Consider the following 22,959-nt stretch of genomic DNA (forward strand, 5'->3'; position numbering starts at 1 on the left):
ATTTGGATCAAGGACCTAGTAATATGAAATTCTTACGCAATTCACTTTTCGTTTCTATACTCGCAGTTATTAGTTTCCAATGTATAATGCTTATCAAACCCAGAAAGGATTTTGAAGAGAGTAAAAATTTAACTCCTCCTGATTATTCTAAACAGGAATTTTGGGCTGCACTTCCTGATAAAAAAGATAATGCGGATCTTGTTCCTGAAAATTCAGGTTTAAAGGAAAACCAATCTTTGGCAGACGCGGATATTTTTTATATTCATCCAACTACTTTACTTCTTCGACCTAAATATTGGAACGGAGATCTAAAAGATGAGAGCCTAAACGAAAGAACTGATAAACATCCGATCAAAACCCAAGCAAGCGCATTCAACGAATGTTGTAAGGTCTATGCTCCGAGATACAGACAGGCGGCATTTTTTGTTTTTACAAAGGATGCTCCGGAAGGTGAGGCCGCGTTAGATCTTGCATTCCAAGATGTGAAGAACGCCTTTCTATATTATATGAAAAACTGGAATAAAGGTCGGCCTTTTATCATTGCGTCTCATAGCCAAGGCACCAGGCATTCTGTCCGTTTACTTAAAGAGGTGATTTCTTCTAATTCGGAATATAAGAAAAACTTGATTGTTTCTTATTCCATCGGGTTTCCTTTTAAACAAGAAGAGACGGGTTTGCCTGTATGTTCCGATCCGAAACAAACAGGATGTGTTGTAGGTTGGAATTCCTATATTTGGGGAAATTCTCCTGGTAGATTATTGGACAGATATGGAAAAGAGACCGTTTGTGTGAATCCATTGAGTTGGAAACAGGATGAGGAGTATTCTGCTAAGTCGGAAAATTTGGGAAGCATAAATCGAAGTTTTGATCAATTGATCCCTGGTATTGCTGACGCGAAATGTAATTCCGGAGTTTTATGGATACATGAACCTGAGATAAGCCGGACCCCAAACCTAGGAAAAGATGGAAATTTACATACCGGAGATTTTCATTTCTTCTACGCGAATATTAGAAAAAACGCTAAAGAAAGATTAGAAAGTTTTTTAAAGAAGAAGTAGGGAGAACACAGAGCTTAAAAAGTAATCTGTGTCTCCGTGCGAAACTTTAATTCGAACAATAAGTCTGTTCTATCACGATAGAAGGCATATCAGTTCTTCTTCCATCCAGATCTAACTTCTTGTTTTTTAAATAAAACCCGCAGACCTCAACGTAAGAACCTACTGACACACGATTCATTAAGCTGTAATCGTCCGAGTCTAAGACCACCGGTTTTCCAGAGAAGTGGACTACAAATCGGATAGAATTTCCTTTGTATAGTACATGAGTTACTGTCCCGGCGACTCTAACAGTTTCTCCTACGGCTTTCCCTGGATTATTGACTAGCTCTTCGCCAGAGACATATTTAGGTTTTGCAGGCGTGGAAGCTTTTTTACTCTTAGAGTAAATAGCTCCCGTAGAAATTAGGAATAGTGAAAAAAAGAGAATTGTTTTCTTTTTCATAATTTTAAAGTTCTTCCGACTCAGAATTGGATTCGGGAGCTTTGATCACGTCGGATCGGGATAACCATTTATTTGTAATATTCGCCCTACGTTCTGCAGGGAACAGGGTGAGGAGATAGGTGGTGATTGTTTGTCTACCGTCCTGTTCCGCGTCCTTGTCCATTTGAATGAATACATCTATAATGTCTTTATCCGGCCAATTGGTTAACATCTGCACTGCGTTGTCCGGAGGCATATTTGCGACCTTCTCCGCCATAACCTTAACCAACTTACCTCGGCTATTCCTTTCGGATTCAGAAGACTTGAGCTCATTCTCCTTGGAAGTAAGACCTCTCTTGAGTTCCTCAATCTTTTCCAATTCCGCTTCCAAGCGCTCTTTTTCTTTTTTTAATTCGTCTTCTTTCTGAGAGATCTCGTCTCTGTCTTTGGCGAGTCTTTCCATTTCTTTACGGAATTCCAACTTTTCTAATTCGGAAGGGGACTCAGAGTCGGCATTCACTAAGCCAGGTTCTGTTCTTAAAAAAGGAAAAATTTCAGCAGCGTCTATGATCTGAAAATAATGGAACGCAAAAAATCCGATCAACACTAGGAAGAAGATCAGAAGTACTAGATATACTGCTCTTGCTTTGTCAGTTAAACTTGCCACTTTTTATACCCGGATGTCCAGCCTGGAGCCTGAAATTCTTTTTTCCAATTCTCCTGCCTTATTTTCCAAATGAGAAATTTTATCTTGGAGATTTGCCATACTCCCGATTAAAGGATCGGAAGATTCTACTGTTTTGCGTACTTCTAAAAAAGGGAGGTCACTTTTTATAACGCTCGTAAAGTTTTCTGAGTTCAGAAAGTCCCGCATCTTCTGTACCGGTGCGCTCGACGCCTCCCGTATCATAGGTAAATACTTTCGGATCCCGCTTAGATCTATCGTCCCCATAAATTTCCTCCCTAGTTTTCCTATAAAGATCTGCTAAAAATTGCTCTTCTGCCTGGATTCTTTCCGCTTTTCTATAGGAATGCATATACTCCTTGAAGCGGTTTTCTTTTAGAAGTTCCAGTACCTTCTTTTCTTTTCTTGCCTCAGAAACTTCCGTTCTTTTTTTTCCCACAGGTTCATCGAAAGAACGTATCTCGGTCTCTAACTCTGTATTTCGAGTTAGAAGTTGTCTCATATAAGTCTGCAAATAAGAATATTCTCTTAAGTCTGTGCTTCCGCCCAGCTCGGTAGAAGATAAGGAATGTATCTTGGCTTCGTTAGAATCTATTTCGGATTGTCTTTGGTTTACTTCCGCTACAAGTTCAGAAAGTTCTTTGAGTTTCTGGTCCTCTTTGATCTTCTTTAAGCGAAGTACTGGCTCGAGCCTGAATTGGAATCTTTTCATAGATTAAAATTCCTCTTCTTCTCTTTCTTCTTTTAAAATATCTTTTAAGCCGCTGACAGTTTGCGGAAAAAGACTTCTTTCCGCTAGTCTTTGTTTTAGATAAGAATCTATCTTATCTTTTTTACGGATGGCAAGATCCACTTTTGGATCGGATCCTCTTACATACGCGTTTAATAAGATTAATTCTTCCACCGAATTATAAGTGGAGATCAATTCTCGGATCATACCAGCTCTCATATACTGGTCTTCCTCTACGATCGATTGCATTACCCTGGAAAGAGAAGCGGGCACATCGATTGCAGGATAATGGTTTCTTTCCGCAAGTTTACGGGAAAGAATGATGTGACCATCTATATAACCTCGGACTGCATCCGCGATAGGGTCTTCCATCTCGTCCGTGTCTGTCAGTATTGTATAAAATCCCGTGATGCTTCCTCCTGATTTGGAAGTACCGGAACGTTCAACAAGTTTTGCTAATTTAGTAAAAACAGATGAACTAAATCCTCTTGTGATCGGAGGTTCATGGTTGGAAACGGAGATCTCTCTATTTGCATGTGCAAATCTAGTCAGGGAATCCATCATTAAGTTTACGTGAAGTCCTTGCTCCCTGAAATATTCCGCAACGGAAGTGGCGAGTAGGGCGCAGTTTACCTGTTCCATCTTAGGCGCGTCGGAGGTTGCAGCGAAGACCACCGATTTTGCGAGACCTTCTTTTCCTAGGTCTCTTTCCAAAAATTCGTTCACCTCTCTGCCTCGTTCTCCTACGAGTGCGATCACGTTTACATCTGCGTTAGTGAATCTCGCGATCATACCTAGTAAGCTCGACTTTCCGACACCGGATCCGGAGAAGATCCCTAATCTTTGTCCTCTACCTACTGTTAAAATTCCATCTATCGCTCTTACGCCTGTAAGAAGAATGTCCCGGATCACCGGTCGATCCAGAGGATTGATACTTTCTCCCTCCGGAGATTTTTCTTCCGAAGTGATGATAAGCCCTTTCTTGTCGATTGGACGTCCTACGCCGTTCAGAACTCGGCCAAGTAGTTCTCTGCCTACCGGAACATTCAAACTTCTTCCCGAAGAAAACACGAATGCGTCAGGATATACTCCTTCCACGGGACCCAAAGGCATTAGTGTATATACATGATTTTCGAAACCTACGATCTCACATTGTAGGTAGCCTTCTGTTCCTGCTTTTTGGACTTCCATGATCTCTCCGATCTTGGAGTCCGGAGGTCCTTCTGAATAAATTACGTTCCCGGAGACGCGAACGACTCGCCCGGATTTGCGGATGGTTTCTGTCCGGTCCAAGATCAGGAAATACTTGGAGATGACGTCTACCTTTTCGTGAAACTTCTTCTCTATCATGATCTTAGGCTCGAAAGAGTGAGGATACTGTCCCTGGGATTTTACCCGGAGTCAAGTGATAATGAGAATATAACTGAATTATGTCACTTAGGAGAGCAAAGTAAAATCTGTCGAAGTGCCTACAAAGAAAACCCCCCTGACCCGACCGCCTTTGGTTTCGGCGGCCGGGTAGGAGACTAAGTTTGGACGTGAATGTTAGATTAGATCGGCTCCGCATTTCGAATAGCTTCTTCGATTTCTTTGAGCTGTGTAGAGATCCTTGCATCGATGGCACCAACATCTGTCTCGATAATGACCCCGCCTCTGTCGACGCGAGAGTCTTCGTAGATATTGACCTTGCGAAGAGACTCCATGAGTTTGATAAGCTCGTCTTTGTGAGCAGTGGTGATTTCCAAATCCGCAAAGTTGACCCGAATATCCACGCGGTCCCTGTCTTTGATACGTTTCAGGGCTTCCCGAATATTATTGAGTACGATTTCTTTACGTTCTATGATCTCGTCTTTGATGATCTTACGAGCGATGATCAGGATCATCTCCACCATCTGTTTTTCGGAAGCCTGGATAAGTTCGGCACGGATATCTATCGCTTTACCTACGATTGTTCCGAGACGGTCAATAAGGCGTCGGACTTCTCCTTGTCCTTTTCTGAAACCAACTTCTCGTCCTGCTTCGAATCCCTTTAAGTAAGCTTCGTGTTCGATCTCTGCCGTTTTCATCTCGGCTTCTTTGATCATTCTTTCGGCTTCCATCTTGGCTCTTTCCAAGATCTGTTCCGCTTTGGCCTTACCTGAATCCTCGTCGAGTTTGATTTTCTCTTTGGAATCCTGGATCATCTGGAAGGCTTTTTTACGACCTTCTTCCTCGATCTCCTCCGACTTACGGCGGGATTCTTCGAGCATTGTTTTGATATTTTCTTCCGTTTCTTCTTTATAACGGTTGAGCTCTGCTTCGATCTCTTCGATGGAAGGACCTTGGTATTGCTCTATAATATTTCCTTCTTGGTCGACTTCGAACTCTTCGGCGTCTTCGTCCCTATGGAATTTTTTATATTTGTCCGGAATTTGCAGCTCTACCTGATCCTGCATGTCCGCTATCTGGATAGGTTTGAAGACTAGTTTTGCCATATTAGTTCTTTCTCCGGAACTTGATTCTTCCTGATTCTACGGATTCCTTAAAAATTTCAAGTAGTCCGTTCTGAGCGGTTTCAATCTCTGCGAGAGAAACCGGGCCCATAGAATCTTCTTCCAATCGGATGGAGGAGGCAAGAGAAGGATCTAACCTCTCCAATAAGACCTGTTTCGTTTCCGGTTCGGTGCCTTTAAAAGCGGTCGCGGTCACGATCGGATGGAGTTCACCCATAAACTTGTTTAGGGCTTCACGGCTCAGATCCATCAGGTCTTCCATTCGGAAGAAATGCTTATTTATATTTTCGGCAAACGACTGGCTCTTTTCGCGTATCCGGGAGAATAATTTCTGGGAATCTTGGGGGTCCAATTTACCCAAAAGTTCTGCGGCTCTCTTGCCACCCTTATCCCTGGTAGGAACTCCAGACTGGGGAGATTTCAGGACTTCTTTTTTGAAGCGTAGAAACCTCTCCAAAGAGTCCATAAGTCCCGCAGAAGAAAGGTCCAAATTCCGGATGGAAAGTAGGATCTCCTCCTGGGTTTCTTCCGGGAATTCTTCCAATACTCTGGCAGAAGTATCCGGATCCGCGTAGCAGAATATGAGTGCGATCCTGTCTGCGGATTCTCCCGCTACGATCTTAGAAAGTTCATCCTTTGTATAGGATTTGAGTTCCTCGGACCAATCCGGTTCTGTAACCAAATCTTCTTTTAAGATGGTTTCGAGTTCTTGGATTAAAGCCAAGGTATCTCGATCGATCCCTTCTTTCGGGACACTGGAGAGTCCTTCTAAGAAGGATCCCAAAAGTTCTCTTTCTTGTTTCGCTTCTATTTTGCCGGACTTGTGAAAACTTTCTAAAAGTTTCGACGTGTCCTGAGGACCAAGATGGCGAAACACTTCCGGGGGAAGATGCTCCCCCAGGATTCGGAGGAGCTGTCCCGCCCGGTTTCTTTTTCCGGACAGGATACTCATTAGGTTGCTTCCTCTTCAGATAACCAGGTGCGGAGAAGTTGTGCGACTTCTTCCGGTTTTTCCCTGGCAAGGTTGATCGCGTTTTCGAGAAGTTCTCTTCTGAGTTTTTCGTCCAGAGAGAGTTCGACTTCTGCGCTTCCGTCGTCCATGACTCGGAGAGCTGCTTCTCTCATCATCTGCTGCATTGCTGCGAGTTCTTCTTCGCGCAGTCTGCGGCGTCTTGCGATTTCTTTTTTGATCGCTCTGTAGATGAGGATAGTGAGTATTAAGAATAAAACGATAACCAAAGATGCGATAACCATTTGGCGGATCGCTTTCTGTTTTCTTAATTCTTCGTCTTCTGCGGCGAACTGAGCAGAGCGGTCTTTAGCGATGCTGATTACGGAGATTTGGTCTCCTCTTGCTTTGTCTATTCCTACTGCTGCTTCTAAGTTTTTGCGGACAGTTCGAATATCATCATCCGAAACAGGGATATAAGTTCTGTCGTATCCGGTTCCGTCTGCGTTTTCTTTTTTAGTCCATTGACCGTCCACTACCACCGAAAGATTTACTTTTTCGATCTTCCAAGGTTGTTTTTGGACTTCGCTCACTCTTCTGTTGAATTCGAAGTTATTAATATTCTCGGTTTTCTTATAATCCGCTTTTTGATAGTCGGTGTCTTTGTATCCAGGTGGAAGGTTAGGTTCCGTTCCTGCAGGGCCATCCGGAGTAAAACCTCTTCCTGTGAATTGTTCGCTGGTTTCTTTGGAAGAAACTTTTAAACTATAACCGTCTACGATCTTTAATTCAGAGTAAGGAGTATTAGGATCGTCCGGTCTTTCGATTACTGGAGAAACTTGGTTGTCTTTATAGGACTCTTTGTCCCAGTTTAGCATATACTCAAAGCGAGTGATATCTACTCTGTCTTCTCCGCCTAAGAACCAACGAAGAGTATTTCTAACGTCGATTAATCTTTGGATCCTTTGTTCTTCTTGGATCCTCAATTTCTCTTGGACAACTCTAAGTTCTAATCTTTCTTTTTCTAAGTCTTCTTCGAAGTCGGAGATGATCTTGCCGTCTGCATCTGCGACTACTACGTTTTCCGGTTTGAGTTTAGGAACCGCTCTGGAGACCAAGTTTACGATACCTTTCACTTCTTTTTTGGAAATCCCTTCGACTCCAGGGATAAAATGTAAAATGACTGAGGCTTTTACCGGAGAAGCATTCGAGTTAAACAGTTCATCTTCCGGTATTGCGATGTTTACGAATGCCTTGTCTACAGGTCTTAGGGTCATCAAGGATTGCTCGATGGCTCCTTTTAATGCCCTGTATTTTTTGATGTCCTTGTCGAACTGGGTCTCCGTGAATTTTTCCACGTTGAATAGTTCCCATCCTTGCACGCCTGCAGGGATCAGGTTCTCTTGGGCAAGTTTAGTGATAATTTCTTGCCTTTGTTCCGGATCCACACTCACAATGCTCGTGTCTCCGGTGCTGTAAGAATAACCCATGGAATCCAGTTTTTTAGTAACCTCTGCAAAATCCTTTGCAGTAAGGTTTTGAAAGAGTATAACCTTATTCTTTTGAGAGGAAACGGTTGTCAGAAGCCCTAAGGCAACGACCACAGTGATCGCTACTCCACCTAAAATCAGTTTCTTTGTAGTATCTAAAGAGTTGAAGAACTCCTTGATATTGTTCAGAATCTTTTGTAATTGCTCGGGCATTTTCCTTCACCACCGGACAAGATAGGGGACATAATAGATTTTCGGAAACAAAGTACAATCCCTTTTTAAAAAAACTTTAGAATTTTTTTATTTTCTACGGATTTTTTATATTAACTCTTTTAGAAACTGCTTCGAAGCGAAAAATAAATCTTGTTGTACATAATTGCTACTCTTATGTTTAGTGGAATTTCAATGGCCCCCGATTTTCGCTTAGGAATTGTCTAGGAAATAAAACATTTTGAACATGAAACTCACTCAAGAACATTCAAATTTTATAAATCTAGAAGAAGCGAAGCAGTTAGAAGAATATTTTAAAACTTTAATATCAGCGGAGAAGGTTTCTAAGATCCAAGAAGTTGCCTCTTTTCGCACAAAGTACTTAACAATTGTAATGGAGGATATATTCCAACCTTATAATGCTAGTGCTCCGGTGCGAACTTCAGAATGTTTAGGCTTAACCGAGATGCACGTTGTGGAGAATCGAAACACTTACAAACCGAACGAAGGAATTTCTCTGGGCGCACAAAAATGGATCCATATCCATAAATACCAAAAACAGAATTTCGATAATACTAGACATTGTATAAGCGGTTTAAAGGAGATGGGCTACAGGATCGTGGCAACTTCTCCTCATATATTAGAAAATTCTTACGAATTAGATACTTTGCCGTTAGATAAACCGACCGCAATATTATTCGGATCGGAAGAAAGAGGATTATCTTCTTATTCTATGGAAGAAGCGGACGCATTTCTAAAACTTCCAATGTACGGTTTTACTGAAAGTTATAATATTTCGGTAACAGTGGCAATTGTGCTTTCTCATCTTGTATTTAGATTGAGAAAGGAAGTCCCCAACTGGGCTTTAACGGAAGAGGAGAGGGTCTATATCCGAAATTCTTATTATAAAAAGTGTCTTCATAACGGAAATCTTGTGGAATCAGATTTGTTGCAAAGGATCCGATCGGAATCCACAAGGGTCCAATAAATCAATATTTCGACCAAAAGTAGGGTAGAATGGAACAATTCAGCGGCGTTTCTAAGTTTGTTAAAAAATTTTCTTTGGTATTTGCAGGGATTTTTGCCTTTTTATTTATAATTCGACTCTTCTACAGTTATGCAGTCGGTCCGGAAACGAATATCGTAAACCAAGAGCAAGGTTCTTCTATCAATTTCGATTATGGACGTAAGAACTATGCGTCCGAAAAGTTTTATGCTCCCCAAGATAAGGCTCCGATTTCTGCCTCTTCCCAAAAATACGAGAAGGTAGCTGCAGTTTCTTCCAAAACTTCCGAGTTTGATGAAAGCGAAAAGAAAACCCGTAAGATGGTAGAAGATGCAAAAGGTGTCATCCAATACGAACAAAGATCCGGACTTGCAGGTAAAAGAACATTACAGTTAGGTATAGGAGTAAATCCTGACAAATTCGATTCTATGGTAGAATCCATACAGACAATCGGAACCATCGATTCTATCTCAGTGAACAAAACTGACAAAACAAACGAATATAAAAACATCACTGCCACTCGAATCTCATTGGAAAAATCCAAAGCAGGACTTTTAAGCTTAAAAGGAAGAAACGGCAAAATAGAAGAATTGATCTCTCTGGAAAAAGAAATTTTAGAAATAGAAGGTAAGATCCAAGACCTAGGAGTGAAGTTAGGCGAATTTGATCAGGAGAATGAATTCTGTACGATAAAGTTCACATTAAAGGAAACAGGTGCAGTCTCCGGAGGATTTGTTACTTTTTTAAAGAAATGTAAAATATCCTTGGAGTGGACTATCAAATACGGATTATTATTCTCCTTCCTCTACGCATTTGCAGCAATCGGAGGTTGGATCACTTGGTTCTTCGGAGTAAAAATTTTAGGTTATTTAAGATCTAAAGGAATTCTTTAATTTAGATTCGATTTAGAAAAGAAAAATTGTAAAAGTTTTCGAATCTGGTTAGTTGGAACTCCAGCGCCTAAATATTCTCCATCTACCCAGATCTCGAAATGCAAATGGATATTTTCATCATTTCCTTTTGCTTCTCCCATGAGACCTGAGTTGCCTACGTTACCTATCTCTTCGCCTGATTTTACTTTTGCTCCAGGTTTGATCCCTCTTTTTATGGAGGAAAGATGGTTAAAAGAAGTCATAACTCCGTTCCCATGATCAATCCAAACCTGTCTGCCTCCAAAATCTTTTTCCACATAAGTTACGCCATTTTTCTGGGCTAATGCAGAATATCTTTGAAATTCAGAAAGTGTCATAGGAGAATAATCTAGATCTGCGCGGATAATCGTTCCATCGGCCGGAGAAACCAGAACATCTTCGAAGGTCAAACGTCTAGGCGGACCGATCTTTTCTCGTTTATAATAAATATCTAATCCTTTGTGGATCCCGTTCCTATATTCTCTAGGTGCCCCAGGGAGTTGATAATCTTTTTCAGGAAGAAGTCCGTCCGGAACAGGGTATTGGTACCCGGTGAATCTACTGGATACTGAATTTAGGACCGTACCATTTAGCAGGATCTTAAATTCACCGATCACTATACTCTTTTCTTCTTTTTTAGGAAAATATAATCTAAGAATTGAAGCGTCGATCGGAGGAAGATCATGGTGGTTGATTAGATCGACTTTATCGTTTTTAAAAATAGTTTTCCAGTTTTCTTGGTGGAGAACTTGGATCTCGTATTCGTCAGTCGCTCTTTTTCCTCGGAACATGGGCACCAATACTTCGATCGAATTGATCAGTCTCTTGGAACCGAAATCTACAATGATCCACTCCGGTTTATTCTCCCCGGAAGAATACCAATAGGATTTAGGATTTGAATCGAATAGATTGAATGCACCGTATTCTTCGTCATAAGAAGAAGATACAGAATAAGAAAAGGGTGCCACTGTCACTTTTCCGAAATCCAAAAAATCCACTTCGGAACCCAAGGATCCATAAGACTTGGGGGCTGCGGATATACCGAAAGAAAGAGCCGTAAATAAAAGACAGATTTTTCGGATCATATTAAGATAAGAAAGATTCTCCCGGTTTCGGACCCTTGCCTTGTTTGACGAGGGAATTTGCCTCATCTAACTTCCAAGAATCAAAATATCTTTTATCTTCTTGGCTTAGGTCAGGACGAAGAGAGATCGGATTTCCATTTTGATCCGCGTATAATCCTCTTCTTCCGAAAAATCTACCGCCTGCTTCCTGAGGTTGTACAACCTTCTTCCTTTCACCTCTCATCTGAAACGCAAGTCTTGCATTTTCTACATAAGATTTCAGTTCAGAAGGATCAACAGAAATAGTATGGTCCGGACCAGGAAGAGCTTTATCTAAGGTGAAATGTTTTTCCAAAACGTTTGCGCCGAGTGATACCGCTAATGCTCCTGCGAGGCTTCCTGCAGTATGGTCAGAAAAACCTAGAGGGCCGTTAAATATATTTTTATAATATTCTAAGGTTTGTAAATTTGCTTTTTCCGGAGGAGTAGGGTAAAGAGAAACACAATGGAATAATACTAGATCTTTTACTTTTTCCGCTTCCAAATATTCTAATGCGCGGATGACTTCAAAACCTTCCGCAGCCCCGCTGGATAAAAATAATGGAAGTCCTGTGCCTGCACATTTTTGGAGAAGCTGTTTGTTTACGATATCTCCACTTGCGATCTTAAGAGCTCCTACTCCTAAGTTTACTAAAAGGTCTACGCTTCCTGGATCAAGTGGTGTGGAGAAAAAGAAAAGACCTTCTTCCCTTGCCGCTTTTTGAAATTCAATATGTAGTTTTTCTGAAAGTTCGTAAGTCTGGAAAATATCTACCAGGACCTTAGCTTTCGGATTTTTAATATCTAAAAAATTTTCAGTCTTATAGGTCTGGAATTTTACTGCGTTTGCGCCCGCTTTTTTCGCAGCCTGGATGGTTTTTTTACCTAATTCCAGATCCGCATTATGATTCAATCCAATCTCGGCGATTATAAACGGGGAAGAATCCGGACTAATCTCCCATTTTTCTTCCAAACGAAAACTTTTCGAAAAAGACATTCTTTCTCCTGAAATGAAAGGCTAAACACTCTCATGACTAAGATCGGAATACCTGGTCGGAAAGGGAAGGATTTTTGATCCACTGGGCACCGCCCTTACTTCTCCGGAAAGATCCGGTTCGTATTCAGAAGCTCATAACTAAGATTCAAAAACGCTTTTGCCTTTTGCTCATACTCATCGCAGGTTTCTTTGATAGAAGCGCACTTTGACTTGTTCTCGCTCCAAGGCATAGGATAGGCTTCCCTAAGTTCACCCTCAGTTGATCTATAAAGAGCATACTCGTTCTCGATCCAGCCGATCACGCTTGAAAATGCAAAATAAGAACCGCCGGGCTTTGATTGAGGCGAATTAGAAAGTAGATCCTTACCGAAGGAGGAAAATTTAACCTTCTTACCTACAATACCTAAGATAGTGGGGATCATATCCAACTGAGAGGAAATTTTAGGATCTAGTCCAGGCTTAATATACTTAGGAGAGTAGATCAAAAGTGGAATATTACGATCTTCGAATGGATTAAGATCTCTATGATGAGTATGATCCGCGACGAATATAAAAATGGTGTTTTGAAAATACGGAGACTTTTTCGCCTTCTCCATAAATTTTCCGATGGCTTCGTCCGAATAAGAGTAAGTATTAAAATAATCGCCATCCTTCATTGTTTCCGGATAAGGACTTTTTCCTGTTTCGGGTAATTGGTAGGGATAGTGAGTGGTTAGGGTAAGGCTGACTGCAGCAAAAGGTTGTTTTGCTTTTGAGATGGTCCTATGCAGTTCTTCTAATACATCTCCGTCGTAAAATCCCCAGGCACCTGATTTGTATTTTCCTGTTTTTTCAATTTCTTCTTTTCCGATGATTGTGTCGAAACCCCAATGAGGAAAAAGAAAACTCATATTATCAAATCCTACATCTCCACCATGCACGAAATAAGTAGAATATCCTAAAGTTTTTAACAAAGAGCCTAAGCCGCCGAAATTTCCTAAAACTTGATGCGTTCTAACTACTGTAATACCTGGGCGATCCGGAATTCCGGTCAGAACAGACATGAGACCGTTCACAGTTCTCCCACCGGTTGCGAAAAATCTGGAATAATATCTGCCTTCTTTTATTAGAGAATTAAAATTAGGAGTAAGTTCTTTTCCTCCTACAATACCATCTCCGTTCGGTTTCAGGAATTTTCCAGTCCAGCTTTCCAGAAGAATGAGTACTATATTGGGAGGAGTTTCTTTTCTGGTCTCTAAAGTTTCTCTTAGGAGCGGATATTCAGGGTCGATAAATTTCGCTCCCGGATAATCGATCTCCTTTTGTACGATCCGGATCGATTCTTCATTAGACATTTGTAATTCGGGAAGAATAGATTTGGACTTTAGGTCCATGATAGTGGTGAACACTCCGTTCAAAGGAAGCTGGTTTAAGAACGGATTTTCTGAATGGATCGCTTCCGTTGATCTTAATGGTCTGGCTTGGAGCCCTCCTCGGAAAAGAAGCAGTAATAGAATAATTGAGATGGGGATCTGTGCTAATTCTTTGGTCTTGTTTTCAGAAGAATATTGATACCCATTGTATTTTATAAAAAGATAAATTAATGCTGGGAGTCCTGTGAAGATTCCGATTAGTCCTAAAACCACTTTTAAAGTGTCATTTTTGACCGCTGCTTCTATCAGTATGAATAGATCTTTTCCTAAAAATACAAAACCTTCGTAGCCTAGATGTTTATCAGCCTCTCCGAAATAGATCGTGTCTCCGATCAAATGTCCTGTCATCCATAAGAATAATGGAATTGGTAGAATTCCCCAAATATATCTGTAGATTATCCAACGGTTCGGATAATGAAAAGAAGATAAGATCCAAGATAGTGCGATCACTATGGAGATCACGCATAGGTCGAAACGTATCCCGATCAAAAAGGAAGTGATTATTTCGCTAGTCGGCGAATTTCCCAGTTTTGAAAAATAGATAAAGAGTAATGTAAATCTAAAGATGGTAAGAAGGATCAGAAAGCAAAAAGAGTAGAATAAAATTATCCTAAAGTTTGTAGGCAGCCTTTTTAACATTCTTAATTCCAGCCTATTGCTTTAGAAAAATGGAAAACTAAAAAAGAAGAAGTATATGCAAGAACAGTCATGTACGTGAACATGAAAAATGGCCAAAATAGAGAGTTTGTCTCTTTTTTTACTACTGCTAGAGTGGACATACATTGGCATGCGAACGCAAAGAATACGAGTAAACTCAAAGCGCTTGCGATTGTCCAAACAGGTTTTCCAGTTTCCGGATCTTTGTCCTTTCTGAGAGCTGATCTTAGATTTTCGTCTTCGGAATCTTCTCCTTGGACCCCGTAAACAATGGACAATGTGGACACCATTACCTCTCTCGCTGCAAAGGAAGTGATGATCCCGAGTCCCATCTTCCAACCGAATCCGATCGGTTCTAAGATAGGCTCCATCATTTTCCCCATTCTTCCTGCATATGACTCAGAGATTTGTAATGACTTTGCTTGTGAGGCGCTTAGATTTTCGGTCTTAGTACCTTCTACCCTTGGATAATTTGCCAAGAACCAAAGTATAATAGAAATAAATAGGATTACTTTTCCTGCGTTTCCTATGAATGCTTTTAGTTTCTTATAAACGGTAAAAAATAAACTTTTTAGAGAAGGCCATTGGTATCTGGGAAGTTCCATTAAAAAGTAAGCAGGCTCTGATCTGAAAAAAGTCTTTTTGAATAAGAACGCAGCTCCCATAGAGGCAAACATCCCCAATAAAAAAAGACCGAATAACGCTAGTACTTTAGGGGAGAAGATCCCAAAAACAGGTTCTGCGGAGAAGACTGTTCCTATTACTAAAATATAAACCGGATATCTTGCAGAGCATGTAATCAGAGGTGATACTAAAATTGTAGTAAGTCTGTCCGCCTTGTTTTCGATCGTTCTAGTTCCCATGATGGCTGGGACAGCGCATGCCGCACTGGAAAGTAACGGAATAAATGATTTTCCGGAAAGACCGAATCTTCCCATAAACCTGTCCATTAGGAACGAAGCTCTCGCAATATATCCGCTTTCTTCCATAATCCCTATGAATAAAAATAACAAACTGATCTGAGGAACGAATACTAAAACTGCTCCTACGCCGCCTATCATTCCTTCTTGGATGAGAGATCTCACAGGGCCGTCCGGTAAATAATTTCCAGTCCAATCCGCGAGAGCTCCAATTCTACCTTCTATCCAATCCATCGGAACTTCGGACCAGGTGAATAAGAATTGGAATACTAATGCCATGATCCCTAAAAAGATCGCAAGTCCCCAAATAGGGTGGAGAAGTATTTTGTCTGCGAATCCTAAGATCCCTTTTTCGGAAATTTCAGAACCGGAAATTGCTTTGGACAAAAGTTTTTTGATCCAGATGGATCTTTGGACAAGTTCTTCTCCATAAGAAAATTCTAATTTAGATTTTTCCCATTCCGATCGGATGAAATCACGAGTTTTTTCCGGAAAAAAATTGGAAGAGGGAAGCCCAGTTTGCAGACTTTCTCCGCTGAATTCTTTAAAACTATTTTCTAATACGAATCGAACCGGATCCGGATCGTCTACCGAAAGTTTAGAAAGTACGGACTCGATCAAAGCAGTTCTTTTTTTGTCCCAGGAAAAATCTGGGTTTGGGGTCTTATAAGAAGAAGGGTCCGTCAAAACTTTCTCTAAAACCTCTACACCTTCTCCTGACCTTGGGTTTACGAAATAGAAAGAAACTCCGAAAGCCTTGGATAAAACTTTCAGATCTAAATGAACTCCCTTTTTTTCCAAGGTATCGTTCATTGTGACTGCAACTAACATTGGGATCTTGAGAGAAGATACCTGAAGTAAAAATTGAAGCCCTCTTTCGATTGCGACTGCATCCAGTACGAAGATCAATTTATCTTCCGTTTCTTTCGAGAGCAAGATGCGGGTTGTAACTTGTTTGTCTTCCGATTCTCCGCCTAAACTATATGCGCCTGGAAGATCTACTATGTGTATAGTTTTATCTTCTGTATGGATTGAGCCTTCCGCTTTTTCTACAGTGACACCGTGATAGTTTCCCGTTTTTTGTCTAAGTCCTGTAAGTCTATTAAATAACGTGGACTTACCGCAGTTTGGATTCCCTGTGAGTAAGACACGGAACTTTTCCGTTTTATGTTCCTGGGTATGTATTTCAGTATTTAATAATTTCATAAACTAGTTCAATTCCAGAAGATCCGCTTCCAATTTTCGAATGGCCAATCGGACGAGGCCCAGTTTTACGATCATCTTGTCTTGGTCCTGGAATTTTCGGACCACAGTGATTTTAGTTCCGGGAAGAAAGCCCATATCTAAAAGGTTTCTGACAAGGCCCGTTTTTCCTGATTCGTTTTTAATTCCGGTGATTTTTCCGGATTCTCCCTCTTCTAATTCGAAAAGTTTGGATTTCATTTTATAAATTTTTCCCTGTCCCGGATCAGATCTAATTCCGGTGCGAAAGATTTGATATATCTGTCAAAGTATAAGATTTGTTTAATGAGAAGTCCGAATTCTTTAGGGATCTTTAATCCGTTCCGATCAGAAATATCTCTGAACTCGAAAAGGATAGTATTCATCTTCTTCTCATCGAAAGCGTCCAGCTCTCCCATTTGAATATCCAGGACCATCTTACTCATTTGATCGAAAACAGTCTCCAGATCCTTGGCTAACTTTTTCTCGTCTATACCTTGAGCAGTTCCATCCATACGAACTAGGCCACTTGCGATCCTGTCGGTTCTATTCAATGCAAGACCTTCTAAAAAGATCATCAGACCTTCCCAGACCTTGGAAGAAATCCTTCCTACGATCCCGAAATCTATAAAACCTACCGTTCCATCTCTTAGGATCATTAGATTTCCTGCATGTACATCTGCATGGAAAAATCCAGATTTGGAAAGTGTGGAAAACCAGATCTCAAGCGCGTCGGAAAGAGTTTTAGCCGGGTCCGAACTGAATTTGCGAAGAGAGATTTCGTCAGTGATGGGAGCACCGTAAAATTTCTCCATGACCAAAACTCTTTTAGTGCTAAGCTCTCTATAAATTTTAGGAACTCTTGCTCTGGTCTCGCCGGAAGATAGAAGATATCTTTCGAATTCTTCACAATTGTTCGCTTCTTTTATAAAATCTATTTCTTCTAAGATGGAAGATTGGAACATTCCTACCATCTCTGAAAGCCCTGATTTGTTCAGACCGGGTACGAATATTTCAAATAGTTTAGAGGCTAAAAATAGAAGGTTGAGATCGGCTCCTAACGCACCTTCTATATCAGGTCTTTGTACTTTTACTACCACATCCAAGCCGTCTTTAGTCACTGCGGAATGGACCTGCGCGATAGATGCAGATGCCATTGGGACAGGGTCTATACTTTGGAATAATTTTTGGTAATCTCTGCCTAGTTCCTTCTTTAATACTTTTTGGACCTCGGAGAAAGGAAGAGGTCGTACGGAATCCAAACATTTTTGCATCTCCGTTACGATCTCTTCCGGGAAGAGAGAAGGAGCAGAAGCGATAAACTGGCCTAATTTAATATACGTTGCGCCTAATTCTTCAAACGCTTCTCTCAATCGAACTGGAATATTACGGGATCCGCTTCCCCCCGTAGCCAAATCTTTTAAAAGAAGGAGGGTTTTGGTGGAAAAAACATAACTACTGGTCACTATACGACTAGCGCTGTTTACTCCTTGCAGAAGTTGGTCTAGGAATCCTGGCATTTCAGCTCCAGATTAAGAGAACTTGAAAGGAACACAATCCAAATCAGGAAGAAAAGATCCTCTAATCTGGATAAAGGAACCTGAAGAAAGGTACTCGGGTCTATTCTGCATGTTCCGCCGAGAAAACCGTATTTTGGTTTACGGGAGCGGCGAGAATTAGAGTATGGCTTTCGAACGAGAATTTCGGTCAGTGGTATGAGCGGCGAATCGGTTTTATTACAAGAATTAGAAAAACTCGAACTGAATGACCTAAAGAAGACCGCATCTCTCTGGAACATTCCAAAACTTCCGTTCAAAGAAAAGAATAAGAACGTTAAGTTCCTTTTCGATAGTTTTCAGGATGAGTTTTACCTCAAAGGTGTACTCGAAAAGCTCACCGTTCTCCAAGTTAATATCTATACTTCTATCTTAAAAAATAAGAATGTTCTCACTTTGGGAGAGATCTCCCGTAAAGTAAACATTCCGCCAATCAACGTGGAGATGGAACTTAACCTTCTCCGCAAATACGAGCTTGTCTACCAAAGAAAAAACAGAGAAAGACTTACCAATAACCTGGATAAGTATCATGCTTTTGACGAGCTGGCAGGACTAGTTTCCTTAGACCAAAACTTAAAAGGGGACAAATATAAAGTCTCCGTCGAAAAACTTTTAGATCGCAAAAAGCTGACTGATATTTCCAACGAATGGAAGAAGGCAGTCAAGGCGCCTGCAAAGATCGACAGCATCCGCAAGTTTATCACTCACGCGACTTCTGATGAGGCGTATGAGGCGGCTATCATGTCCTTATCCGAATTGGAAAGGGACACTGTGGTCAGGATCTATCTGAGCGGTGGCGCGGCTGACGCAGACGATATCAGAAGTTTTATCGTAATGAGCAGAGGCAAATACGAGACGATCATTCCTGCGCTAGTTGAAAAGGGAATGATCGCCGATGTTTGTTTCGTAGAGGAAAAGTTCGTAAGGATTTTTGCTCTTCCGGAAGAACTTCTAAAATATATCCAAAACAATCCGATCCTTCCTTCCGTTAAAAAAGGAACTCGCCAAAGACAGGAAAAACTCGCTACCAATGAGTTGGACTTCTTCTTAAATACTAAAAAGCTTCTTTCTTATATTAGCAGAAAGGGCTTGGTTCTGGCAAAATCGGGTAAGGTAAAACAGGCGGATCATAAGAGAACAGAGCAGGAATTATTAAATCCGGACATCAGTATCTTCCCGGAAAAAAGCCAGATCTATCAGATGGAACTTATCCTTCCTATACTGAAACTTTTAAACTTGGCGGACATCAAAGGGGAGAATATTATTCTGAGAGGGGACCTGGACGGTTTCCTGAGTAAGGATATTTTCGAGATCATGAAACTCGTCATCCATGAGGTGAACGAGGCTCGTATGAAACGAGTAAATCCTCCGGAGGTTTTCCAACCTACGGAAATGCCTTTCTACGATAAGATGATCTTGGACAAATGTGTGAACCTGATCATCAAGTCCAAACGTATCCATCTTTCCGTTATTTTCTCTAATATTATCAGGGAACATCTGATCTTTAGCCCTGGCTTCCGCACTAAAAATTTCCAGACCGATCTGGCTGATCTTCGTAAAGAGATCATGAGTGCGATCTTCTATCTGCATTTATTCGGATTATTAGAAGTAGAATACCCGAACCGTTTCTTGACTCTTTCCAAACTTGGAGAATACTTCTTCCAAACTGGAGAGCTCGCAGGAGCTACGGAGAAGGGCGGAATTACGATCAACCCGGACTTCTCCGTGATCGCGTTCCCGGAAAAAGTTTCTATTTATGGAATTCATCTTTTAAAAGCGTTCACAGAACTGAAGGACTACGACAGAGTTTATACATTTGTTCTGACCAAAGAAGCCTACCAATTGGGAATTCTTCTGGGATACAAAACGAATGAGTTCGTAGACTTCTTAAAAGCTTCTAGCAGAGCGGAACTTGCACAAAACCTTCTATTCTTATTAGAAGATTGGGGTGGAAACCTACCTGTGGTGGAAGTCGCAGAAGATTGTGTACTTGTTCGTACAAAAGACCAGAACGTGATGGAGCTTCTACTTGGCCAAATCAAGGGGAAGAAGATCGTTTTAGACGAGATTGGACCAACCGCAGTGCTTGTGGATAAAACTCGGGTCCAAGACGTGATCACAGTTGCAGAAAAACTGAACCTGATCATCAACCTTACTCGATAGTCTATTTCAGTCCGGAGTGACTTTGATCTTGGTTTTGAATTCCCATTTACGGAATGGAGCCAAGGCTTGGAGCCTTTCTTCGCTCACGAAAAAAAGACCTTCCCCGAATTTGACCAATCCACCCTTATAATGGGCGTATTTGGTTTTGTGATCAATCAGACCTATTTCCTTTACCTTATTCCAATCATCACAGGTTTTCAGGGTGGGAACTCTCCTGAGATACAATTCTTTGATTGAACCGTCCCTTACAGAGTCCCTTAAGATCTTTTCCCATTCCATATAAGCGCAAATTAGAATAAATTCTCTAAAATGCAACTAAGTTTCGAAATCTTATTTTTCTCCCGAAAATCCGACGGACATTTTCAAAAATGGAAATAGTCAGCTTGGTTTTTCAGATCCTCGGACAAATGGGCAAGTCCCACTGAACCGGAACTCAATTCTTCTGTGGAAGAAGCGTTAGATTGGGTCAGGTCGTTTATGCTTGAAATTGTTTTTGAAATTTCTTCGATCGCCAGCTTCTGCTCCTGGATCGCGGTTTGGATACCTTCCGATCTTTCCTTCACTTCCTGGCCTTTTTTGTTAACGATCTTATTTCGGACCAGTTGCTCTCCCATCACGGAAGATACCTCGTTCATCCGGATATAGATTGTCTCGATTCTCTGGATGATCCCTCCGATCACACTTACCGTGTCCCGGATATTGCTGACTCCGATACCAATTTCGGTTTCGTTAGCTTGGATAATGTTTTCTATTTCCTTCATACTATCGGAAGTTTTGTCCGCGAGTTTGGAAATTTCGTCTGCGACTACTGCAAATCCTTTTCCCGCTGCTCCCGCTCTTGCGGCTTCGATGGCTGCATTCAACGCGAGAAGATGGATCTGTTCCGAGATGGTCGTGATGATCTCGATCACACCCGTGATCTGGTCCGAGCTCTGGGAAATTTTACGGATACTTTGGTCCGTTAATTCCAAAGACTTTCCTCCTCTTCTCGCTTCATCCGTGATCTCTTTTACATGAGAAAGAGTATTTTCCAGATTTTCAGAAGTGGCTTGGATAGAAGAAGAAAATTCGAACATCTCTGAATCCAGAGAGTTTAAAAGAGTGACTTGTTCTTTTGTTCTATAGGAGATCGCATCCATTCCTGCCGAGATCTCCTCGATAGAAGCGGAAATTTCTTCGGAGGCAGCAGCTTGGCTTTGCGCATTATCGGAGATTGTTTTTAAAGTTCCTGACATTTCTTCGGAAGAATTTGCAAGACTATGAGATGCATCAAAAATTTTATGAAGAACACCTTTTACCTTACGATTGAACTCATTGATACTGATCGCCATCTCTCCGATCTCATCTTTGGAAAGAACGGTTAGCTTATGGGTAAGATCTCCTTCCGACATTTTTTCGATCAGGTTTTGGCTATCTCTTAAAGGTTTTAAACTTTTGGATAGAATGAAATAAATGATAAATCCGATCACAAACAATCCGCTAAAGGAAATAGCTAACATATAGAATATCGTAGAGATTGCTTCTTTGGAAACTTCTTCGTTTACGATGGTCACAAAAGATCTAAATCCATATTTTTTATTCGTATGAACTACCATGGATTTATATGCGCCGTCCATTACGTATTTGATCGGTACTCCGTCCGGTGCATTCTCGAATGATTTTGCAAACGGGAGATCTTCCATTTTTTTCAGTCTCATATTTTCGCTGATATGATTTAGAAAGGTCATCTTAGCTGTGAGAAGTCCAGGATAACCTGTTTTGCCGATCTTAATAGATTGAACGATATTATTGGTTAGATCTCCTATCCGAACAGAGAACACCAAAAATGCCTTAGAGCCGTCGTTTAATTCAAATTCTCTAATATACAAAATGACCGGAGAACCGTTTTGAGTAGATTTAGAAGGTTCGCTAAAAAAGAATGCCTTTTCTTTGTTTGTATTTCGTATTTCTTCCGCTCCGGGAAGTTGGAATGAGGAAGTTAATGGCACAATAGTACTACTTGCTAATGTTCCTGTTCCTACAGAATGAGAAAACCAATCTCCGGCTTCTTTCCAGACTGCTATCCCTTCAAATCTTTGGCTGGATCCTAAAAAGTTACTTAGAAAATTCTCCGCCTCTTTCCAATTTTTTTGAGAGACTAGGGATCCAAGGGTTTTGTTCCGAATGATGAGGTCAGCTTCGTCTTCCGTGTCCTCATAGATACCTTGGGTAAGTAGGTCTAATGTATGGGCCACATTTAACATTTGGTTTGTATAAGCATTCTTTAAAGATTCGTAATTGAGTTTGTAAACTACTAAAGAAACGCCTATCGCTAGGACCAAAACGATAGAAAAGAAGATCAATGTTAGGGTTTTAGTAAGATTGAGCTTAACTAAGGATTCCAATGAAATGGAACCGAATAGGTCCGTTCTAGTCAGATCGTCCTTTAGCCAATCAGTGACTAGGTAAAAATAAATGGCACTCCAAAGTCCTCCGAATACGATCAGCCCTAGTAGGATAGAATAATCAGTTTTGCTGATAGGCAAAAAGATCCCGAGAGCAACTACGAAGATCCCGCCCCCTATCCAGATCCGTACCAGTATGTCCAATGCGTGTAGAACAGGAAGACGGAAGACTGCCTTTTGGGCGCCGATCACAGTTTCTCTAGTTACTGCACCTTCTGCAAATTGTTTGGAATATTTTCGTAACGGTTTTAATTTATAAAAAGAAGAAAGTGTACTGGTGATGAGTCCTAGAACGAAGATCACCCCCATGACGAACCAAAGAGAATCAGCTCCTCTTAGATCCAAATCCATAAAATGGACCAGAAATACGATCGCAAATGGAGTTCCGATCAGATAACCTAAACCTTCTGTTAAGAACAGAAATCTTGCGGAGAATACGGAAATTTCTTTGTTTATGTTTTTCATGCGCGATCCTGGTTGATTTTTTTTCGACCTAGTATGATCTAAAAAAGTTTCTTTTAAAAAGGCCTAGAG

Annotated in this window: 19 protein-coding genes; 4 read left to right on the top strand and 15 right to left on the bottom strand. The window is 41.0% G+C overall.

What is annotated here, in order from left to right; all coding sequences use genetic code 11:
• Positions 1-23: 23 nt before the first annotated feature.
• Positions 24-1,058 carry a DUF3089 domain-containing protein gene (locus CH352_RS10820; RefSeq protein ID WP_100707316.1) on the top strand — a complete coding sequence of 345 codons (1,035 nt, stop codon included), beginning with the start codon at positions 24-26 and terminating at the stop codon, positions 1,056-1,058.
• A gap of 46 nt (positions 1,059-1,104) precedes the next feature.
• Here CH352_RS10820 and CH352_RS10825 read toward each other — a convergent pair whose 3' ends face one another.
• From CH352_RS10825 to fliF, 7 genes are all read right to left on the bottom strand, one after another.
• Positions 1,105-1,500: a TOBE domain-containing protein gene (locus CH352_RS10825; RefSeq protein ID WP_100707130.1), complete on the bottom strand. Its 396-nt coding sequence runs from the start codon at positions 1,498-1,500 to the stop codon at positions 1,105-1,107.
• Positions 1,501-1,504: 4 nt separating this feature from the next.
• The gene (locus tag CH352_RS10830; protein ID WP_100707131.1) at positions 1,505-2,146 is read right to left on the bottom strand and encodes a periplasmic-type flagellar collar protein FlbB; all 642 of its coding nucleotides are present in this window, start codon (positions 2,144-2,146) and stop codon (positions 1,505-1,507) included.
• 157 nt (positions 2,147-2,303) lie between these two features.
• Positions 2,304-2,876: a flagellar export protein FliJ gene (fliJ, locus tag CH352_RS10835; RefSeq protein WP_100707132.1), complete on the bottom strand. Its 573-nt coding sequence runs from the start codon at positions 2,874-2,876 to the stop codon at positions 2,304-2,306.
• Positions 2,877-2,879: 3 nt separating this feature from the next.
• Complete coding sequence (locus CH352_RS10840) at positions 2,880-4,244, bottom strand: FliI/YscN family ATPase (RefSeq protein ID WP_100707133.1); 1,365 nt, start codon at positions 4,242-4,244, stop codon at positions 2,880-2,882.
• Positions 4,245-4,444: 200 nt separating this feature from the next.
• Positions 4,445-5,368 carry a flagellar assembly protein FliH gene (fliH, locus tag CH352_RS10845; RefSeq protein ID WP_100707134.1) on the bottom strand — a complete coding sequence of 308 codons (924 nt, stop codon included), beginning with the start codon at positions 5,366-5,368 and terminating at the stop codon, positions 4,445-4,447.
• A 1-nt stretch (position 5,369) separates the two neighbouring features.
• On the bottom strand, positions 5,370-6,338 hold the full coding sequence (locus CH352_RS10850) for a FliG C-terminal domain-containing protein (RefSeq protein WP_100707135.1): 969 nt from the start codon (positions 6,336-6,338) through the stop codon (positions 5,370-5,372).
• Entirely contained in the window at positions 6,338-8,038 is a 1,701-nt protein-coding gene (gene fliF / locus CH352_RS10855) for a flagellar basal-body MS-ring/collar protein FliF (protein ID WP_100707136.1), read from the bottom strand. The genes CH352_RS10850 and fliF overlap by 1 nt, the downstream gene beginning before the upstream one ends.
• Positions 8,039-8,282: 244 nt before the next feature.
• Here fliF and CH352_RS10860 point away from each other — a divergent pair, with 244 nt between their 5' ends.
• Together CH352_RS10860 and CH352_RS10865 are read left to right on the top strand one after the other, a co-directional pair.
• The gene (locus tag CH352_RS10860; RefSeq protein ID WP_100707137.1) at positions 8,283-9,023 is read left to right on the top strand and encodes a TrmH family RNA methyltransferase; all 741 of its coding nucleotides are present in this window, start codon (positions 8,283-8,285) and stop codon (positions 9,021-9,023) included.
• Positions 9,024-9,052: 29 nt separating this feature from the next.
• The gene (locus CH352_RS10865; RefSeq protein WP_100707138.1) at positions 9,053-9,934 is read left to right on the top strand and encodes a DUF4349 domain-containing protein; all 882 of its coding nucleotides are present in this window, start codon (positions 9,053-9,055) and stop codon (positions 9,932-9,934) included.
• Here the strand turns inward: CH352_RS10865 and CH352_RS10870 are convergent.
• The 6 genes from CH352_RS10870 to CH352_RS10895 all read right to left on the bottom strand — a co-directional run bounded on the left by CH352_RS10870 (position 9,931) and on the right by CH352_RS10895 (position 17,782).
• Positions 9,931-11,037 carry a M23 family metallopeptidase gene (locus CH352_RS10870; protein WP_100707139.1) on the bottom strand — a complete coding sequence of 369 codons (1,107 nt, stop codon included), beginning with the start codon at positions 11,035-11,037 and terminating at the stop codon, positions 9,931-9,933. The genes CH352_RS10865 and CH352_RS10870 overlap by 4 nt on opposite strands.
• A 1-nt stretch (position 11,038) precedes the next feature.
• Positions 11,039-12,052 carry an N-acetylneuraminate synthase family protein gene (locus tag CH352_RS10875; protein WP_100707140.1) on the bottom strand — a complete coding sequence of 338 codons (1,014 nt, stop codon included), beginning with the start codon at positions 12,050-12,052 and terminating at the stop codon, positions 11,039-11,041.
• A 95-nt stretch (positions 12,053-12,147) separates the two neighbouring features.
• A complete protein-coding gene (locus CH352_RS10880) occupies positions 12,148-14,103 on the bottom strand; it encodes an LTA synthase family protein (protein ID WP_100707141.1) in 1,956 nt (651 codons plus the stop codon).
• A 2-nt stretch (positions 14,104-14,105) separates the two neighbouring features.
• The gene (feoB, locus tag CH352_RS10885) at positions 14,106-16,247 is read right to left on the bottom strand and encodes a ferrous iron transport protein B (protein ID WP_100707142.1); all 2,142 of its coding nucleotides are present in this window, start codon (positions 16,245-16,247) and stop codon (positions 14,106-14,108) included.
• Positions 16,248-16,250: 3 nt separating this feature from the next.
• Complete coding sequence (locus tag CH352_RS10890) at positions 16,251-16,484, bottom strand: FeoA family protein (protein ID WP_008592751.1); 234 nt, start codon at positions 16,482-16,484, stop codon at positions 16,251-16,253.
• The gene (locus tag CH352_RS10895; RefSeq protein WP_100707143.1) at positions 16,481-17,782 is read right to left on the bottom strand and encodes an ABC1 kinase family protein; all 1,302 of its coding nucleotides are present in this window, start codon (positions 17,780-17,782) and stop codon (positions 16,481-16,483) included. Before CH352_RS10895 ends, CH352_RS10890 begins: the two co-directional genes overlap by 4 nt.
• A gap of 195 nt (positions 17,783-17,977) precedes the next feature.
• On the opposite strand from CH352_RS10895, the gene CH352_RS10900 reads away from it, so the two are divergent.
• Positions 17,978-19,981: a phenylalanine--tRNA ligase subunit alpha gene (locus tag CH352_RS10900; protein WP_100707144.1), complete on the top strand. Its 2,004-nt coding sequence runs from the start codon at positions 17,978-17,980 to the stop codon at positions 19,979-19,981.
• 6 nt (positions 19,982-19,987) lie between these two features.
• Here the strand turns inward: CH352_RS10900 and CH352_RS10905 are convergent, their stop codons facing one another.
• Together CH352_RS10905 and CH352_RS10910 are read right to left on the bottom strand one after the other, a co-directional pair.
• A complete protein-coding gene (locus tag CH352_RS10905; protein ID WP_010515454.1) occupies positions 19,988-20,260 on the bottom strand; it encodes a hypothetical protein in 273 nt (90 codons plus the stop codon).
• Positions 20,261-20,343: 83 nt separating this feature from the next.
• Positions 20,344-22,890 (bottom strand): methyl-accepting chemotaxis protein, encoded by a 2,547-nt coding sequence (locus CH352_RS10910; RefSeq protein WP_100707145.1) that lies wholly within the window; start codon positions 22,888-22,890, stop codon positions 20,344-20,346.
• Positions 22,891-22,959 lie beyond the last annotated feature (69 nt).

Source organism: Leptospira hartskeerlii (assembly GCF_002811475.1).
Taxonomy (GTDB): Bacteria; Spirochaetota; Leptospiria; order Leptospirales; family Leptospiraceae; genus Leptospira_B; species Leptospira_B hartskeerlii.

Coding starts and splice junctions, on each gene's coding strand:
- CH352_RS10840 (WP_100707133.1), bottom strand. CDS start 4,244: ATGATAGAGAAGAAGTTTCACGAAAAGGTAGACGTCATCTCCAAGTAT.
- CH352_RS10890 (WP_008592751.1), bottom strand. CDS start 16,484: ATGAAATCCAAACTTTTCGAATTAGAAGAGGGAGAATCCGGAAAAATC.
- fliH (WP_100707134.1), bottom strand. CDS start 5,368: ATGGCAAAACTAGTCTTCAAACCTATCCAGATAGCGGACATGCAGGAT.
- fliJ (WP_100707132.1), bottom strand. CDS start 2,876: ATGAAAAGATTCCAATTCAGGCTCGAGCCAGTACTTCGCTTAAAGAAG.
- CH352_RS10860 (WP_100707137.1), top strand. CDS start 8,283: ATGAAACTCACTCAAGAACATTCAAATTTTATAAATCTAGAAGAAGCG.
- CH352_RS10865 (WP_100707138.1), top strand. CDS start 9,053: ATGGAACAATTCAGCGGCGTTTCTAAGTTTGTTAAAAAATTTTCTTTG.
- fliF (WP_100707136.1), bottom strand. CDS start 8,038: ATGCCCGAGCAATTACAAAAGATTCTGAACAATATCAAGGAGTTCTTC.
- CH352_RS10905 (WP_010515454.1), bottom strand. CDS start 20,260: ATGGAATGGGAAAAGATCTTAAGGGACTCTGTAAGGGACGGTTCAATC.
- CH352_RS10895 (WP_100707143.1), bottom strand. CDS start 17,782: ATGCCAGGATTCCTAGACCAACTTCTGCAAGGAGTAAACAGCGCTAGT.
- CH352_RS10850 (WP_100707135.1), bottom strand. CDS start 6,338: ATGAGTATCCTGTCCGGAAAAAGAAACCGGGCGGGACAGCTCCTCCGA.
- CH352_RS10910 (WP_100707145.1), bottom strand. CDS start 22,890: ATGAAAAACATAAACAAAGAAATTTCCGTATTCTCCGCAAGATTTCTG.
- CH352_RS10825 (WP_100707130.1), bottom strand. CDS start 1,500: ATGAAAAAGAAAACAATTCTCTTTTTTTCACTATTCCTAATTTCTACG.
- CH352_RS10820 (WP_100707316.1), top strand. CDS start 24: ATGAAATTCTTACGCAATTCACTTTTCGTTTCTATACTCGCAGTTATT.
- CH352_RS10870 (WP_100707139.1), bottom strand. CDS start 11,037: ATGATCCGAAAAATCTGTCTTTTATTTACGGCTCTTTCTTTCGGTATA.
- CH352_RS10880 (WP_100707141.1), bottom strand. CDS start 14,103: ATGTTAAAAAGGCTGCCTACAAACTTTAGGATAATTTTATTCTACTCT.
- feoB (WP_100707142.1), bottom strand. CDS start 16,247: ATGAAATTATTAAATACTGAAATACATACCCAGGAACATAAAACGGAA.
- CH352_RS10900 (WP_100707144.1), top strand. CDS start 17,978: ATGAGCGGCGAATCGGTTTTATTACAAGAATTAGAAAAACTCGAACTG.
- CH352_RS10875 (WP_100707140.1), bottom strand. CDS start 12,052: ATGTCTTTTTCGAAAAGTTTTCGTTTGGAAGAAAAATGGGAGATTAGT.